The organism is Methyloceanibacter stevinii (assembly GCF_001723355.1).
In the GTDB taxonomy this organism is placed as follows: Bacteria; Pseudomonadota; Alphaproteobacteria; order Rhizobiales; family Methyloligellaceae; genus Methyloceanibacter; species Methyloceanibacter stevinii.
The window spans coordinates 136371-151477 of record NZ_LPWE01000002.1; the positions used below are offsets into that span (position 1 = coordinate 136371).

Annotated in this window: 16 protein-coding genes; 7 read left to right on the forward strand and 9 right to left on the reverse strand. The window is 62.1% G+C overall.

The genetic code is table 11. From position 1 onward, the window contains the following. Positions 1-170: 170 nt before the first annotated feature. Positions 171-932: a vWA domain-containing protein gene (locus tag AUC70_RS01305; protein ID WP_083241135.1), complete on the forward strand. Its 762-nt coding sequence runs from the start codon at positions 171-173 to the stop codon at positions 930-932. A 108-nt stretch (positions 933-1040) separates the two neighbouring features. Next, positions 1041-1697 carry a hypothetical protein gene (locus AUC70_RS01310; protein WP_069443227.1) on the forward strand — a complete coding sequence of 219 codons (657 nt, stop codon included), beginning with the start codon at positions 1041-1043 and terminating at the stop codon, positions 1695-1697. Here the strand turns inward: AUC70_RS01310 and AUC70_RS01315 are convergent. Beyond that, positions 1690-2307, reverse strand: coding sequence for a TetR/AcrR family transcriptional regulator (locus AUC70_RS01315; RefSeq protein ID WP_069443228.1), 618 nt, complete (start codon positions 2305-2307; stop codon positions 1690-1692). The two genes, AUC70_RS01310 and AUC70_RS01315, sit on opposite strands and share 8 nt — an antisense overlap. Positions 2308-2518: 211 nt before the next feature. Here AUC70_RS01315 and AUC70_RS01320 point away from each other — a divergent pair, with 211 nt between their 5' ends. Beyond that, complete coding sequence (locus AUC70_RS01320; RefSeq protein WP_069443229.1) at positions 2519-3463, forward strand: homocysteine S-methyltransferase family protein; 945 nt, start codon at positions 2519-2521, stop codon at positions 3461-3463. Between the two features lie 10 nt (positions 3464-3473). On the opposite strand, the gene AUC70_RS01325 is transcribed toward AUC70_RS01320, so the two are convergent. Continuing rightward, positions 3474-4100: a glutathione S-transferase gene (locus AUC70_RS01325; protein ID WP_069443286.1), complete on the reverse strand. Its 627-nt coding sequence runs from the start codon at positions 4098-4100 to the stop codon at positions 3474-3476. 47 nt (positions 4101-4147) lie between these two features. After that, the gene (acuI, locus tag AUC70_RS01330) at positions 4148-5122 is read right to left on the reverse strand and encodes an acrylyl-CoA reductase (NADPH) (RefSeq protein WP_069443230.1); all 975 of its coding nucleotides are present in this window, start codon (positions 5120-5122) and stop codon (positions 4148-4150) included. A 283-nt stretch (positions 5123-5405) separates the two neighbouring features. On the opposite strand from acuI, the gene AUC70_RS01335 reads away from it, so the two are divergent. Next, entirely contained in the window at positions 5406-5744 is a 339-nt protein-coding gene (locus tag AUC70_RS01335; RefSeq protein WP_069443231.1) for an EF-hand domain-containing protein, read from the forward strand. Positions 5745-5848: 104 nt separating this feature from the next. Here AUC70_RS01335 and AUC70_RS16955 read toward each other — a convergent pair whose 3' ends face one another. Beyond that, entirely contained in the window at positions 5849-6022 is a 174-nt protein-coding gene (locus AUC70_RS16955) for a hypothetical protein (RefSeq protein WP_158007322.1), read from the reverse strand. Next, on the reverse strand, positions 6019-7110 hold the full coding sequence (locus AUC70_RS15920; protein ID WP_158007323.1) for a cytochrome-c peroxidase: 1092 nt from the start codon (positions 7108-7110) through the stop codon (positions 6019-6021). Before AUC70_RS15920 ends, AUC70_RS16955 begins: the two co-directional genes overlap by 4 nt. A 243-nt stretch (positions 7111-7353) precedes the next feature. Here AUC70_RS15920 and AUC70_RS01345 point away from each other — a divergent pair, with 243 nt between their 5' ends. After that, positions 7354-7947, forward strand: a complete 594-nt coding sequence (locus tag AUC70_RS01345) for a TMEM175 family protein (protein ID WP_069443232.1) — start codon at positions 7354-7356, stop codon at positions 7945-7947. 675 nt (positions 7948-8622) lie between these two features. Continuing rightward, the gene (locus AUC70_RS01350) at positions 8623-9336 is read left to right on the forward strand and encodes a DUF2270 domain-containing protein (protein WP_083241136.1); all 714 of its coding nucleotides are present in this window, start codon (positions 8623-8625) and stop codon (positions 9334-9336) included. 960 nt (positions 9337-10296) lie between these two features. On the opposite strand, the gene AUC70_RS01355 is transcribed toward AUC70_RS01350, so the two are convergent. Further along, complete coding sequence (locus AUC70_RS01355) at positions 10297-10650, reverse strand: hypothetical protein (RefSeq protein WP_069443233.1); 354 nt, start codon at positions 10648-10650, stop codon at positions 10297-10299. A 223-nt stretch (positions 10651-10873) separates the two neighbouring features. Between AUC70_RS01355 and AUC70_RS01360 the strand changes: the two genes are divergently transcribed. Beyond that, positions 10874-12205 carry a hypothetical protein gene (locus AUC70_RS01360; RefSeq protein ID WP_069443234.1) on the forward strand — a complete coding sequence of 444 codons (1332 nt, stop codon included), beginning with the start codon at positions 10874-10876 and terminating at the stop codon, positions 12203-12205. An 86-nt stretch (positions 12206-12291) separates the two neighbouring features. On the opposite strand, the gene AUC70_RS01365 is transcribed toward AUC70_RS01360, so the two are convergent. The 3 genes from AUC70_RS01365 to thiC are packed head-to-tail and all read right to left on the reverse strand — an operon-like array spanning position 12292 to position 15104. After that, positions 12292-12696, reverse strand: a complete 405-nt coding sequence (locus tag AUC70_RS01365) for a YybH family protein (protein WP_069443235.1) — start codon at positions 12694-12696, stop codon at positions 12292-12294. Further along, positions 12693-13169: a DUF2267 domain-containing protein gene (locus AUC70_RS01370; protein WP_069443236.1), complete on the reverse strand. Its 477-nt coding sequence runs from the start codon at positions 13167-13169 to the stop codon at positions 12693-12695. Before AUC70_RS01370 ends, AUC70_RS01365 begins: the two co-directional genes overlap by 4 nt. 3 nt (positions 13170-13172) lie before the next feature. Beyond that, positions 13173-15104 (reverse strand): phosphomethylpyrimidine synthase ThiC, encoded by a 1932-nt coding sequence (gene thiC / locus AUC70_RS01375; RefSeq protein ID WP_069443237.1) that lies wholly within the window; start codon positions 15102-15104, stop codon positions 13173-13175. Positions 15105-15107 lie beyond the last annotated feature (3 nt).

Consider the following 15107-nt stretch of genomic DNA (forward strand, 5'->3'; position numbering starts at 1 on the left):
CGAACACAGCTTCACATCAGGTTGGTTCAACCCATAACGAACAGTCCGGGTCCTGGTGTGACCGAACATGCGCTCCGTGATCAGGTTTCCGTGATCGCCCGCTCGGATCTGACACCCGTTCGCGGCTTCCGCTATACTGAAGCACTCAGGCTGATGCTTCCGGAGCAACGATGCCGTCACGACGCCTATGCCATGCGGCCCTCGCGCTGCTGACCGTTCTTGCCATGCACCTGGCGGTGACCGGCAGTTCCCTGGCACAAGAGGTGCCGTTCGACGACCAAGACCGTCCCTATTGCACCGAGGACGCGATGATCGTCTTCGATGCGTCGGGCTCCATGGCCGGCAACACGGTCCAGGGACTGTTCAGCGACAAGTCCCGCATCGGCGAGGTCCGCGCCGCGCTGGCGCAGGTTCTTCCAGACGTCACGCGGTTTCGGAGGGTGGGCCTTATTACCTACGGCCCCGGGCCCTACCAGCACTGCAATGTGCGGCTGAACTTTCCGCCCGAGCCGAATGCCAGCCAGCACATTCTCGGCATCGTCAACGAGATCAACCCCGCCGGTAAAACGCCGCTCGTCAATGCGGTGGTCGCTGCAGCGAGGATTTTCGAACATGTATCGGCGCCGGGGACGATTGTCCTACTCACCGATGGTGAGGAGACGTGTGGCGGCGATCCTTGCGAACTCGGCAAGCTGCTCAAGCAGAAAAGCGAACATCTCACAGTTCACGTCATCGGCTATCAGCTCAGGAGTTTTCGCTGGACCGGCGCGCAGAGCTACCTCCAAACGAAATGTCTCGCCGAGGAAACCGGCGGCTACTACATCACGGCCGACAACCGTCAGGACCTCATCGAGGCTTTCCGCAAGACGCTTGGCTGTCCCATGATGTCCGCCCTTCCCCACTCCGCCGTGCCCCACGGCGTATTGCGCTAGCCCGCAGCGAGCGCGGGCTGCGCGCAGGGCAGTGTCGCGAGGACACGGTCTTCCGGCTGACAAGCGGGTAGGCCATACTCGTTGGCGCTGTGGGGGGACAAGCAGCCAATGAAGCCATCTCACCTCTTACTTCTGACAACGATCGCGACGGGCACGCTCTATGTCGTGAGTTTCGTCGCCCTCGGCAACGACCGTCCGACGATCGAGACAAGCGGGCAAGAGATCGTCGCATGGCTCACGGAAAACGGCGCGCGGGCGCGGACCTATGCCTGGCTGTCGGCGCTCGTGTCGATGGGCTTCACCATTTTTGGTGGGCTTATCGCAAGCGCCTTGCCGCGGCCCCATCGCTACATCTTCCTTGGCGGTGCCTTGGGTTTCGCAATCACGGCGCAGGTGCAAGCCTGGTTTTGGGCGGGCCTGGCCTTCCATCCACAGGACCTCGATGCGGGAACCGCGCGCGTGCTGTTCGACATCACCCAGTTTTGGGGACCGGTCGTCAACGCCTCGATGGTCGCCATGGCCGCGCCTATCGCGACCCTCGGAATCGGCGCCGACCCCGTCGTCCCCCGCTGGCTCGCCTGGCTCAGCGCGATCTTCGGCATCGAGCAAGCAATCGAGACCATCACCGTGTTCGGCCAGTCGGGCTTCATTGCGCCGGGCGGCACGATGAACGTCTATCTCGGCGGCGTGCTCGGCTTTCTCTTTGTGGTGGGTATGCTGGTGTGGGCCATGCCCCGCCTGGACCGGACCGAGCCTGCTACTTGAGCCGGGGCGAAAACAGCAGCTTCACGTATGACCGCAGGAGCATGATCTGCCGCGCCGTGATCGATGGCTCGGAAACAGCGCGCGACATCACGATGCCCCCCTCGATCACGGAGCTGACCATGTCGGCGAGATCGTCCGGTTCGACATCGTCGTGCGGCGGGTAGACCGCGAGGATCGCATCGAACATCTTCCGGAACCTCCCGCGCCAGCCGAGGACCGCGCGGCGGTTGGCTTCGCGGACATCCGCGTTGAAGAGCCTGTCTTGATAGACGGCCGTCGCCACGATGCATCCGGGATGCCCGTTCGGCATATCCTCGATCAGTTCGGCCAGCAGTTTGAGCGCAATCAAAGCCACCTGCAGCGGATCGTCGGCAAGATCCCTTGCGCGTGCGAACACATCGTCGAAGAGTTGATCCTCGACCGCGATGTGGCGCTCGATCAAGGCAGACGCCAGCGCGTTCTTGTCCCGGAAGTGATAAAAGAAGCCGCTCTTGGTCAGCTCAGCGCTGGCTACGATCTCGTCGATCGACGTGGCATCGAACCCTTTCGTCAGGATGGCGTCCTGCGCCACGTCGAGAATCTTCTTCCGTGTGTCTTCCCCGCGCGCCACGCCCTGCCCTTCCAAAAACCTGACTGGGGGTACAGTACCACCGGTACGGTTTTTCCGTACGTCATTGGCGGCGTCTGCCGGAATGAACCTGCACAGCATTGAAATTGCGGCGTAAAATTGAAACCTCTTTCCGCACCGCAAGTCGCCTTGTTCCACCGCCGCCAAGGTCTAAATACCGTGACTCAACTTCGACACGACGAGGAGACGCACGATGGCCAATGTTGAGGCGCTGCTTAGGACCGACCGACTTTTCCTGACCGATGGCGGTTTCGAGACGTGGCTATTTTTTCAGAAGGGCTTCGAAGCACCGGAGTTCGCGGCCATTGTCCTGATGGATGATGAAGCCGCACGCGCCGCGATGCGCAGCTACTTCGACGGCTTCTTGTCGATGGCGGAACGCGCCGGCACCGGTTTCGTCCTCGACACCAATACCTGGCGCGGCGGCGGGCACTGGGGACCGGCTCTCGGCAAGTCCGCAACCGATATGTTGCGGCTGACCGCCGACGCCGTCTCCTTCGCCAAGGACATCCGCGCGGCATGGCAGTCTCGGGTTGCGCCGATCCTGCTCAACGGCGTCATCGGCCCCGCCGGCGACGGCTATGCCGCCGATACGCAGTTGTCGCCGGAGGCGGCGCGCGATCTGCACCGACCGCAAATCGAATGTCTGGCTCGGGCCGGCGTCGACATGGTCTCGGCCGTCACCATGCCCCATACGAGCGAGGCCATCGGCATTACGCAATGCGGGGCAGAGTTCGGACTGCCCCGGATATCCTTTACAGTCGAGACCGACGGACATCTGCCCTCAGGCGAGTCGTTGGGCGAGGCCGTCGCCAAGGTCGACGCGGCCACCGGCAACGGACCCCTCTACTACATGGTGAACTGCGCCCATCCGGATCACTTTGCCGAGGCCGTCCAGACCGATGCGTCCTGGGTCGGGCGCATCGGCGGCGTCCGGGCCAACGCATCGCGGCTGAGCCATGCCGAGATCGACGAGGCAGAGGAACTCGACGACGGCGATCCCGAAGAGTTCGGCCTGCTCCATGTGGCGCTCGCCAAACGCTTACCGGGCCTGCGCGTGGTCGGCGGCTGTTGCGGCACGGATCACCGCCACGTGGCTTGCGTGTCGAAACACCTGCACGAGAAGGCGGCGGCCTAGACGCGGCCGATCAAACTTCCACGCCCTTCTTCGCGTAGTAGGCCTTGATCGATGGGTCTTTCATGACCCGCTGGAAGTGCTCGATGAGTCCCGGCGCGACCTTCTCAACTAGGTCGGTCGGAACGTGGTCCATGATGCCCGACGTCATTTGCCGGATCAGCATCGCCACTTTGAGATCGGCAATGGTGAGGCGGTCGTCTGCGAAATACCGCCCCCCATGGTCGGCCAGGTTCTGGTTCAGCCGCTTGAGATAAAGCGGGAACATGCCCTCGACCAGTTCCTCGCGCCGCGCCTTCTTCTCGTCGTCCGGCATGAACATCGTCGGCACGATCACATTCAGGAGGTCCTCCACGGCATCCATGGTCTCGTCGCACAGCGCCGCTTGCCAGAAGTCGGACGGATAAAGTCCCGTCAGCTTGCCAACATAGCGGTTGATCGCGTTCGACTGCGTCAGGACCTTACCGTCGGCCACCAGCACCGGCAGCGCGCCGAAGGGCGTCGCGGCCTTCCGCTCGGGCCAGTCCGCCATCGGCACGCGGTCGTCGTGGAAGGGAACCCCGCCCATTGCGAGTGCGAGCCGCGCGGGCTCGCCGCGTCCCCCGTGAAAATCGAAATAGGTCAGTTTCAAGTCGCTCATCTGCGTTTCCTCGCTCGTTCCCGGAGTCTCGTTCGTCCGGACTCCGATCAAATCTCGACGACCAAGCGGCCGCGGACCTTACCAGCCAGGATATCGTGCGCCGCCGGAATAACCTCATCACAAGCGATTGTTCGGGTCATCGACGCGAGCTTGTCGAGATCGAGGTCCTTTGCCAGCCGGGCCCAAGCCTCGATGCGCCGCTCCTTCGGCGCATAAACCGAGTCGATGCCGAGCAGCGACACGCCCCGCAAGATAAAGGGCATGACCGTGGCGGGCAGGTCCATGCCGCCGGCAAGACCGCAAGCGGCGATCGCACCGCCATAGCGCGTCATGGCGAGGGCATTAGCCAGCGTGGTCGAGCCAACGGTGTCGACGCCAACAGCCCAACGCTCTTTCCCGAGCGGCCTTGCGCGCCCGCCAAGCTCGGCGCGATCCAAAATCTCGCTCGCCCCGAGCGACATCAAATAGTCGGCCTCCTCGGCGCGCCCCGTCGAGGCGATCACTCGCCAGCCACGTCCCGCCAGAAGCGAGATCGCCACCGAACCAACCCCGCCGGCCGCACCTGTGACGAGGGCATCTCCCTGGTCCGGCGTCATGCCATGCCGTTCGAGGGCCAGCACACACAGCATCGCCGTGTAGCCGGCCGTACCGATCGCCATCGCTTGGGCCCGTGAAAGACCTTGTGGCAAAGGCACGAGCCAATCGCCGTTCACCCGCGTCAGCTCCGCGTAGCCGCCAAGGTGGGTCTCCCCCAGCCCCCAACCGTTCAAGACGACCTCGTCGCCGGGCTTGAAGTCAGGATGGCAGGAGACTTCCACAATGCCGGAGAAATCTATCCCGCCGATCATGGGAAAACGCCGCACGACCGGCGCCTTGCCGGTGATCGCCAACCCGTCCTTGTAGTTGACCGTGGAATGGGTCACCCGGACCGTGACGTCGCCGTCCATGAGCGCGTCTTCCGGGAATTCCCCCAGCTTGGCGGTTGTCCCGTTCTCAGATTTGTCGATGACGATTGCGCGCATTCTGAACCTCAAGGCACCGTTCGATCAGTGTGCAGCATAGTGTGCGGCGTGAAAAATACGCCAAGGTCGCGGCTCGGCTTTGCACGTCGCCGAAGCCGCCGGATCAATCCCATATCCGGTTCGGATAGTGTCCCACGCCGTATTTGGAAGTCTTGCCCTTGATAAAGCGTCCAAACAGGGCCCCCGTTATAAGGCCGCAAAAAATCGCGGCGGGGCCAAGGCGCGCTTCTGCTGTGGCCTGAATGAGAAGTGCTAAGTCACGCATCACTAGGGAGAATTTGCAATGTCTAAATTCTGGGCCGCGCTCGTCGCGGTCATCATGCTTGCGGGAACGCCCGCCCTCGCCGCCAACTGGTCCGACGGTTTCAAGACCTGCGATACCGACGGCAGCGGCACGGTGAGCCACGCCGAGTGGAACTCTTGCGAGTCGAAGGTCGGCGACCCGACCATGAACCCGACCTTCCGCACGATGGACAAGGACACGAACAACAGCATCGACGAGGCAGAGTGGGCCGGCGGCGAAAAGCAGAAAATGGCCATCGGCAACAACTGTCAGAAGGCCGAAGGATCCTGGTGCCCGTGCCAGAACAATCCGGACGATCCGGCCTGTCAGAAGAACTAGCACCCCACACCCGTAGGGCGGCTTCAAAGGCGTTTGGCGGCAAGCCAAGCGCCTTTGTCGTCTTTGGTGCGGGGCCACACGCGGCCCGTAAGCCAGGCGCGGACTTAGCGCCGCAGCGGGGCCTCGGATTCAAGCACCGGATCGTTGTCGAGACTGTCGTCGGTCAGCGTCTTTAGAAAGGCAACGATGGCCGCCTCCTCGTCTTCCGTCAGACCGAGATTTCCAAGCTCGGCCTTGTTGACCGTCTCGGGCACTTCCGGCTTCGGCCAACCGGTCACGCCGAAGCGGGGTCGGACGCATCCGGCACCTCTCCCAGCGTGTCGCGCGTGTTGTAGAAGTGGACGATCTGTTCAAGCGTCGCGAACACACCGTTATGCCCATACGGCGCGGTCAGCTCGATATTGCGGAGCGTCGAAACCTTGAACTTGCCTTCTTGCGAGCCGTCCGGATGCTCAGCGGCAATGTCCGGGCGTCCGCCGAGACCGAGATCGGGCGGAAGCTCATCGACACCCTGCAGCTCGGCAATCCGCGGGTTCACCGGAAGGCCCAGATTGTCGTAGGTGAAGTCCGTAAACAGAGCATACGGATAATTCTCGGGCGGCTTGCTGATGTGGCAGTTGGCGCACATAGCTTTGCCGTTGAAAAGATCGAGGCCGAGCTTCTCCTGTTCAGTCAGTTCGGCCTGGCCCGCGACATAGAGGTCGTATTTCGAGTTGAACTCGGCGAACTCGTCGGTCGGCTCGAAGGCCGCGATGGCGAGGCCGAATTTCGGATAGACCAGATCGATCTGGTTCCATTTGAGATCCACACCATAGAGCCGGCGAAACGCCTCCAGGTAGACGGGGTTCTCCGCGAGCCGCGACAGAACAGCCTTTTTGTCGGCCATTGCCATCTCGAGCGGATTGAGCGGAGGGCCGACAGCCTGATCGGCTAGCGAGTCCGCCCGCCCGTCCCAAAACTGTCCGCCTACATACGAGCCATCCGCCTCGCTCCAATGGAAGGGCGGGCTGAACGTCGCATAGGCCGAGGTCTGCGCGTTCCGGGTGCCATATTTGCCCGGCAGCGAGCCCGGCGAGACGGGCATGCCCTTGGGGTCCGCGTCGCTGCGCGGATCGGCGAACCCGGCGGAATGGGCATGACAGGTCACGCAGCCCGTATTGCGGTCCGCCGAGATATTCAGGTCATTATAGAGCATGTGGCCGAGCTCGACCGTGTCGGGCGGCGTCTCCCTCAAGGGCAGGTGATCGGGAACCGTGGTGGTCTCCGCGGACGCAGGCCCCGGCACCGCGCCAAGCCCCGTCAGCGACAGACCCACCAAAGTGACAGCGGCCGCCGTCGCGTTCAGCCCGATTGGCAATGGGCGCATGCAAAGCCTCCAATCCATCTCGATCGATACGCGACGCGCGCAACCAATGATCGCAAGTCTAAGTCAGGACGGGAAGCGGCACCAAGGCAGATTGAGGACCTTCCGTTTGAAGCTTCTGCGACAGCACCGGACGCAGCGTCACGCCGGAACGGTTGACCGAATCGAGCTTTCGGCCCGAGGATAGCGGACAGCCTTGGCAACGCGGCAACCGTAGCGGGGCGCAGACGGGGGAGATTGTCAAACATGACGTGGCGCGCGACCGATTTCATCCCGACACGCCGGCTCGAGGCGCTGACCGATGCGGTATTCGCGTTCGCGCTGACGCTCCTCGTGCTCAATATCGAGCTTCCCGACGACTTCGACCCGAAGACGACGCAGGCGTTCCTGCAAGGGCTCGCAGGTCTGAGCGATACGTTCATCGCCTATCTGATCACCTTCCTCGTGCTCGTCGCGTTCTGGTCCGGGCGGGCGCGGCAGACCAGCGAACCGGACATGGCGGGGCCGGCCTATACGCGGGCGACGCTGTTTCATCTGCTGTGGGTGACGGTGCTGCCCTTCTCGATGCTTGCGGTGAGCCGCTACAACGTGGCCGGGGCCGTGTGGCTCTACGGCGCCAACATGATCCTGCTGGCCGTGACGGGCATCCTCATCTCGCGTGCCGCCAAGCGCGACAGCGGCCGCGACGATGCGAGCGACGGACGCATCGAGTTCGGCCTCCTCATCGCCTCGGCCGTGCTGTCCATGCTTGTGAGTCTGTGGTCGCCCGACTACGCCATGCTGGCCTATTTGCTCAACGTCGCCGCGCCCTTCATGCGGCGGCGCGCGGGGACGGGGTAGACGCCGGACGTAAGGCTAGCCTGCGGGAACAGGCTGAGGCCCTCTTATCCGCCGAGCGCCAGGAACGAACGCTTCCGTCGCTTCTGCAAAAAGAGAAAGCCCCGCTCAGGGAAACGGGGCTTTCAAGGCAAGGACCGGCGGGGGCATCCAAGAACCTGAGCCCCTACTCGTCCTTCGTATCCTTCTCGTCTTCGTCCTTGTTCTTCTTGATGGCGCCGGCCGTTGCGCCGGCGGCTGCGCCGACAGCGGCCCCTGTGGCCGCCCCGCCACCCGTGACGGCGCGACCGCGCCGCCGATCACACCTCCTTTGAGGGCGCCTTTCGCTGCACTTGGATCGTCCTCCGCACTCGCGGACGTTGCTGCGAAGGCAGCGAAGGGCAGCATGGCGCTGAGTACCAATGCACGGAACGTTTTCCTCATCATCATTGTCTGTTGCTCCTTCTTCTTTTGGCTCAAGGGCCGCAAGGCAACGGTGCCCATCGCGGCTTTCAGGAAACTGCCGCAAAAGCGCGGTTTTTAGTCCTTGTGCGTCGTAATACAACGCGCGGCGGCACGATTGGTTGCGCCCGCCACCTCATCGCCGAGGTCAGTTGGTGGGCTGGCCGGCCACATATGCCATGCAGCCTCCCGCACTCACCTGGCCGCCCAGGGTGACCGCAGGCCAAAAAAGGCGGTATGCTGAGTCAAGAAGACGACGCAGGTCAGGGCATGGAAGCACCCAGGTCAATTTCGCTCCCGTACGAGTTCGACGGGGCATCGGTCGGCGCAATCGCGCATCTGTATCGCGGCGAAGTGTACCGCAGCACGATCTGGCGGACCCGTCTCGACAACACGACGAATTGGGCCGTGGTCACGCTCGGCATCGCGCTCTCGATCACCTTCTCCAGCCGCGAGGCCTCGCCGCTGCCCCTCCTGCTCGCCGGCATTCTGTGCGTCGTCTTCCTGATCTTCGAAGCGCGGCGCTATCGCTACTTCAACGTCTGGCGCGCCCGCGCGCGCTGGATGGAGAACAATTTCTATGCGCCCATGCTGGACCGGGACCACATGACGCCGGCCGCCGGTTGGCGTGAAGTGCTCGCCCGCGACTATCGCGAGCCGCATCATCACATCACCTTTGCGCGCGCCATCGGGCGGCGCCTGCGCCGCAACTACATCTGGATCCTCGGCATTCAGACCATCGCCTATTACGGCAAGATCGCCATCGACCCGACACCGGTCACAAGCTCTTCGGAGCTCGTCGAGCGCGCGAGCCTCGGCCCCATTCCCGGTGAACTCGTTCTCCTCGGCGGCGTTGTGTTCAGCGGCGGCTGGATCGCCTTCGCACTGTGGACCCTCTACCGGGACCGCGCCAAGCACGGAAAAGGCCCCGCCCGCGTTGCCATGGGTTAGGGCGAATTGGGTTGATGCGGGATGGGTAGTGCGCGATGGCTCGGCTCGCGTTGAGTTAGGGTGCGATGGGTTTTCAACGCTCGCATTCTATTCCTTCGTCATTGCCGGACTTGTTCCGGCAATCCATTTGGGCCTCGCCCAGACTGCTGACTCCCGAGTGGACCCCCGGGATAAGCCCGGGGGTGACGAGTCAGAGTGTGTACGCCAACGCCTATTTTAGTGCGCTACCGCCTAGCGGCTGCTTGATCGCGGGCGGGCATGACAGCCGAAAAGGCATGCGAAAACACTACACTCCTTTTTGTCATCGCCCGGCTTGACCTGGCGATCCAGTAACCCCTGACGTACCGGATCACGACGGGCGGTGTTTACTGGATGCCCGCGTGCGCGGGCATGACGAGTCCGAAGTCAAAGGCGCACGCTAAAGCGCCCCGGCGCGTGGATGCACCCGGACTGCGAAACAGTCTCTCTACGTCTCCTAAATCAGACCCGCGAAGCGGGGACTTCGTCCCGAAGGGACTGCGGGGCGCTGGTCGCCGCCGTCCGTTTGGTTTTGTTGGGCAGCCTTCCGGCGCCCCGCATGGCGTTTGGAGTTTGCCTCGCATGTCGCGAAGCGACCCTCGACGCCGCAGCGATATTGCAGCCCCCATCTCCGCTTATCTCCTGCCGTTCGGTATGAGCCCTTCGAAAGAAAGGCGCGCCCGCATGGTGGGACCTTGGATAACTACGCCCAAGGCGGGAGGTAAGGGACCCCTGAGGCCGTTCCGTTGCTCATGATGCGGGGGTCCGGGGGGTTAGCCCATCTTTACCGCACCTTCCTCAGGCGCCGCGTCCCCCGCCCCGAGAGCAGACGGTCTGCAGCTCGCGTCCTCTTCGAACGAGGGATACACACAGTGTACGGCAGATTTTGGGGAGGGGGATAAAGTGCATCAACCATTGGAGCGACGGTATCAATGCAGCGCATCACGAAACCTGCGATGATCGCCAGGATTCGATCTTGTCGAGAAAGTCTACCAAGAGGCCGAGGTACACATCCTCGTCGGCGTCTTCGAGCTCAAAACCAGCTGCCGGGTTTTGGGCAGAATGAGGAATAAGTGCAACCGGCCGCACATGACCAAACACATTCACATTCAGAACTAACCTACAGTCCGTTTGTTGTCCGCTTTCGAAGAGTCGTATCTCGGTTTGAGAGATGGCGGGACTGACGTCACGCTCCTGAGGCATGATCTCTAGTCGCAGTTCGGCAGGTTTGAGCTCATTGTTAAGCTTGTGCAGTGCATCCAAGATTTGAGGAACAGCCTTAGCCCAGAGCGACAAGGCGATCTCCTTTCTTGCTTCTCGCTCGTCAACGGCTGCCGCGCGACAGCCTCTTGGTCAGCTTCCGCACGTTTCCTGGTCTCTAACTGCGAGCTAGTACGCTACCAAGATGCTTTCTCGTGTGCTCATCCACAGCATGTCGCTCCGTACCGAATCACAGTAATTGTAACCTAGACGGCTAATTCTCGACTAGCGGCACTCGCCTGTTAACGCCGAAGGCTCGATGAATCACCTTCTCACCATTCAGTGCGCCGAATGCGAACGCAAGATCAACCTGCGCGTCGGCATGAGCAATCGCGAATTTCAGCCCTTACGCATAACGTGCCGAGGCTGCGGTTCGACGCTCGAACTGGATTTTCGGCTTCGCACAAAGCAAGGGCTAGACAACCTAGCCCTCGCTCAAATTCTTAAAGGAAACCTACAGTTCAACTTCTTCGACCATGTCGAGATGACGCTGAGGGGTGCGGTTCAAGTTCAGACCGAGCCCTTCGAAAATGACATGGATTTTGCGGACCTTCATCTCGACTTTCCGGTAAGTTTCGAACCATATGTTATGGGCGAAACACCCTACTTGCGTGCAACAAGGCAGTTTGGAGTTGAGAGCGTCCAACGTCACAGCAGGCGCCTGGACATTCTGAACGAGCAGTACAAGAATTACAAAAAGGTCAGCAAGCTGATCGGCATGTTCCTCAAAGGCCATTATGGTCCGTTTCGAGAGCTAGCAAGAAAGACCTTCAAAGTGCCTCCTGCTTCCAAAAAGCTGGAGGATTTGAATAGCGCCCTCTACACCATTCTCGACGCTCACGTTCTGCCATTCACGTTTCCGGCAAACAGCGCGGCAATCGTGAACCAATATTCCTCTCTCCTAGTCGATCTTATTGAAAATAAGCGCGACGCAACGCTTGCGTTCCTCGATCGCCTAGTGGAATCGAGCTTTCTCGACAATAGCCAACGCGACTGCCTTAGGATTTATGAGCCAGTATTCCTAGCCGAAATGCCGTTGCGGCCCGCCATGCTGCTCGATTTTGATCCCACCTACGTCGAGGGGCAGATACCAATGCGTGTAAGCACGAACGAATTCGAAGGGTATCGTGAGGTGTACAAGGACATGGCTGAGCTTCTGAGCCGTCTATTAGTGCTGGTGGCTGGGATCAACAATCTGATCCACAGAGGCGACCACAATTCGTTCCTCAAAGGCGCCTACCTAGCTCCCAACGGCAAAGACTTCGCCCCGAAAGACTTGGATGCATTTGCCAATCTGCCGCTAGCGCGCAAGCCCGATTTTCTCGACGACTGTTGGTTCACCGTAGACCCCATAGCGCACGACAACAGACTCCGAAACGCTATTGCACATAACAAAATCGAATATGACGAGGTTGCTCAAACAATCACCTACTATCCAAAGATGGAAGGCATGGAACGCGAGGCCAAATCAGAGATCCAATTGATAGACTACATGAGGCGGATGCTTGCTCTGTTTCGAGAGATCCATCGCCTCCATCACCTCATGAAGTGCTTGAACTATGCCATTCTCCTCAAGGTGCACGCTCGCTGATCCACCTGTGAGGTGGAGTCTGTTGCCCTTCTCCATAGCGATGTTCCGCCCATTGCGGAGGGGCTCGCTTGCCGCCAAACCGCGCCCTACCGCAAGAACGGCAGCATGTCCGTGTGGTGGCCGATCATCTTCCAGGCGCCGTTCTCTTTGCGGAAGACGTTGGTGGCCCGGATCGACACGGTGCCGGGCGCATCGCCCGTGTTGATGTTCTCGCCCTTCTCGTAATTGTGCGTGACGGCGAGATCGCCAATCACGGTGATGCGCATATCTGCGGGCTCCACACGGCCGCCAAGCTTCTTCGCCGCCTGCATCTCCCACTCGGCACGGATCGCGGGCCAGCCGTGCTGATAGCCGCCGTCCGGCCCCATATAGGTGATGTCGTCCGCATGCGACCAAACCGTAAGCATGGGATCTGCATCGCCCTCGAACATGGCATTGAGCGCCGCGTAGAATCCGTCCGCCGCCGCCGCGATCTCGTCGTGATCGGTCATTCCTGGGCTCCCTCGATGTAAACCTGCCCGCCCGTCCCGCGAGCCGTGCCCTTCTCCACCGCCCAGAACGCGCTGGCGGCTGGGGGCAAGCTCGACAGGACCCGCTCGAACGCCGACGGCTCGATCGCGCGCCGGAGCGCGGCGGACACGTCGGAGATCGCGGATGGCGGCGCCAGATTGTGGTCGGGCCGGATCGCCTTGACCTCTCGGGTCAACGCAGCGCGCGACGGGAACGGCGCAGGCGTACCCGACGGCCGCCAACCTTCCACGAAGATCGCGCGCGGCACCGCCGGCAGCACGCCGGCGAAGGTCAGCGCGTCCGCGACGCTCACATGATCGCGGAAGACATGCAGCACGGCGCGGAGCGTGTGATAGGCCTGGTTCACGGAGCTGAGCATGCAGGTGTCGCGCACGTCGACAAGCAGCGCCTCGAAATCCTTGGACGCACGCAGATATTCCGGCGGCACCGTCATCGGTCAGCGCCGCGGCGGATCGTTCTGGTCCACATAGACCTCGGAGCCCATCTCGCGGAACTTCTCGCTCATCTCATCCATGCCTTTGCGGCGCTCTTCGTCCGTAAGCGGATGCTCGCCGGGCGTCGTGGACGGTCCCGTGCCGGCAGCCAAATCGCCAATGCCGCCGGCATCGTTCAGCTTGGCGGCGTAGTCGCGCACTTGCTGCGTGATCTCCATGGAGCAGAATTTCGGCCCGCACATGGAGCAGAAATGGGCGAGCTTGTGCGCCTCCTTCGGCAGGGTCGCGTCGTGGAATTGCCGCGCCGTGTCGGGATCAAGCGAGAGGTTGAACTGGTCCTCCCAGCGGAACTCGAACCGCGCCGTCGAGATGGCGTCGTCGCGGGCCTGCGCCGCCGGGTGCCCCTTGGCGAGATCGGCGGCGTGCGCGGCAATCTTGTAGGCCATCACGCCGTCCTTCACGTCGTCCCGGTCGGGCAGGCCGAGATGCTCCTTGGGCGTCACGTAGCAAAGCATGGCCGTGCCGAACCAGCCGATCATCCCTGCGCCAATCGCAGACGTGATGTGGTCGTAGGCGGGTGCGATATCGGTCACGAGCGGCCCGAGCGTATAGAACGGCGCCTCGCCGCATTCGCGCAGCTGCTTCTCCACGTTCACCTTGATCTTATGCATGGGCACATGCCCCGGCCCTTCGATCATGACCTGGCAGCCGCGGTCCCAGGCGATCTTCGTCAGTTCACCGAGCGTTTCCAGTTCGGCGAACTGCGCAGCGTCATTGGCGTCCGCAATGGAGCCCGGACGAAGCCCGTCGCCGAGGCTGAAGGACACGTCGTATTTGCGCATGATCTCGCAAATGTCCTCGAAGCGCTCGTAGAGGAAGCTCTCCTTGTGATGGGCGAGACACCACTTGGCCATGATCGAACCACCGCGGGAGACGATGCCGGTGATACGGTCCGCCGTGAGGTGGATATAACCGAGCCGCACGCCCGCATGGATGGTGAAGTAGTCCACCCCCTGCTCGCATTGCTCGATCAGCGTGTCCTTGTAGACCTCCCAGTCGAGCTTGACGGGGTCGCCGTCCACCTTCTCCAGCGCCTGATAGATCGGCACCGTGCCGATCGGCACCGGCGCGTTGCGGATGATCCATTCGCGCGTGGTGTGGATATTGCGGCCCGTGGACAGATCCATGACCGTATCCGCACCCCAGCGGATGGCCCACACCATCTTCTCCACCTCTTCCTCGACCGACGACGTCACGGCGGAGTTGCCGATATTGGCGTTGATCTTGGTGAGGAAGTTGCGGCCGATGATCATCGGCTCGCTCTCGGGGTGATTGATATTGGCGGGGATGATCGCCCGCCCCCGTGCCACCTCGTCGCGCACGAATTCCGGCGTGACGAAGGCCGGCACGGCGGCGCCGAAGCTCTCGCCGTCTTCCAGCCGCGCTTGCGCTTCCTCGGCGGCGTGTTGGCGGCCGATATTCTCGCGATGGGCGATATAGACCATCTCGTCCGTGACGATGCCGGCCCGGGCGAGCTCCAGCTGAGTCACGGGCGCGCCGGGGAGGCCGCGCAAGGGCGACCGCGTCACCTTGAAGGCTTCGGCGAGGTGCTTGTCGCCCACCCCGCCATTGTCCTCCGGCTTGATGTCGCGGCCCTCGTAGGACTCGACGCCGCCGCGGGCGGCAATCCATTCCGCGCGCACCGGCGTCAGCCCCTTCTTCACATCGATCTTCACGGCATCGTCCGTATACGGCCCAGATGGATCGTAGACCCGGAACGCCTCACCGTTGCTCAGCGCGATTTCGCGCAAGGGAACCTGGACATGCGCGTGGGCCTCCGGGGCCGAATGCACCTTCCGGCTGCCGATCAGCGGACCGGTGGTCACTTGCGGGGACTTGATGAGGCGATGGCGAATGGAGTCGGGACGGTTCATGTG

Bases quoted from the DNA above. Each gene is read 5' to 3' on its own strand.
- AUC70_RS01305 (WP_083241135.1), top strand. From the start codon at position 171: ATGCCGTCACGACGCCTATGCCATGCGGCCCTCGCGCTGCTGACCGTT.
- AUC70_RS01310 (WP_069443227.1), top strand. From the start codon at position 1,041: ATGAAGCCATCTCACCTCTTACTTCTGACAACGATCGCGACGGGCACG.
- AUC70_RS01320 (WP_069443229.1), top strand. From the start codon at position 2,519: ATGGCCAATGTTGAGGCGCTGCTTAGGACCGACCGACTTTTCCTGACC.
- AUC70_RS01325 (WP_069443286.1), bottom strand. From the start codon at position 4,100: ATGAGCGACTTGAAACTGACCTATTTCGATTTTCACGGGGGACGCGGC.
- acuI (WP_069443230.1), bottom strand. From the start codon at position 5,122: ATGCGCGCAATCGTCATCGACAAATCTGAGAACGGGACAACCGCCAAG.
- AUC70_RS01335 (WP_069443231.1), top strand. From the start codon at position 5,406: ATGTCTAAATTCTGGGCCGCGCTCGTCGCGGTCATCATGCTTGCGGGA.
- AUC70_RS15920 (WP_158007323.1), bottom strand. From the start codon at position 7,110: ATGCGCCCATTGCCAATCGGGCTGAACGCGACGGCGGCCGCTGTCACT.
- AUC70_RS01345 (WP_069443232.1), top strand. From the start codon at position 7,354: ATGACGTGGCGCGCGACCGATTTCATCCCGACACGCCGGCTCGAGGCG.
- AUC70_RS01350 (WP_083241136.1), top strand. From the start codon at position 8,623: ATGCTGAGTCAAGAAGACGACGCAGGTCAGGGCATGGAAGCACCCAGG.
- AUC70_RS01360 (WP_069443234.1), top strand. From the start codon at position 10,874: ATGAATCACCTTCTCACCATTCAGTGCGCCGAATGCGAACGCAAGATC.
- AUC70_RS01365 (WP_069443235.1), bottom strand. From the start codon at position 12,696: ATGACCGATCACGACGAGATCGCGGCGGCGGCGGACGGATTCTACGCG.
- AUC70_RS01370 (WP_069443236.1), bottom strand. From the start codon at position 13,169: ATGACGGTGCCGCCGGAATATCTGCGTGCGTCCAAGGATTTCGAGGCG.
- thiC (WP_069443237.1), bottom strand. From the start codon at position 15,104: ATGAACCGTCCCGACTCCATTCGCCATCGCCTCATCAAGTCCCCGCAA.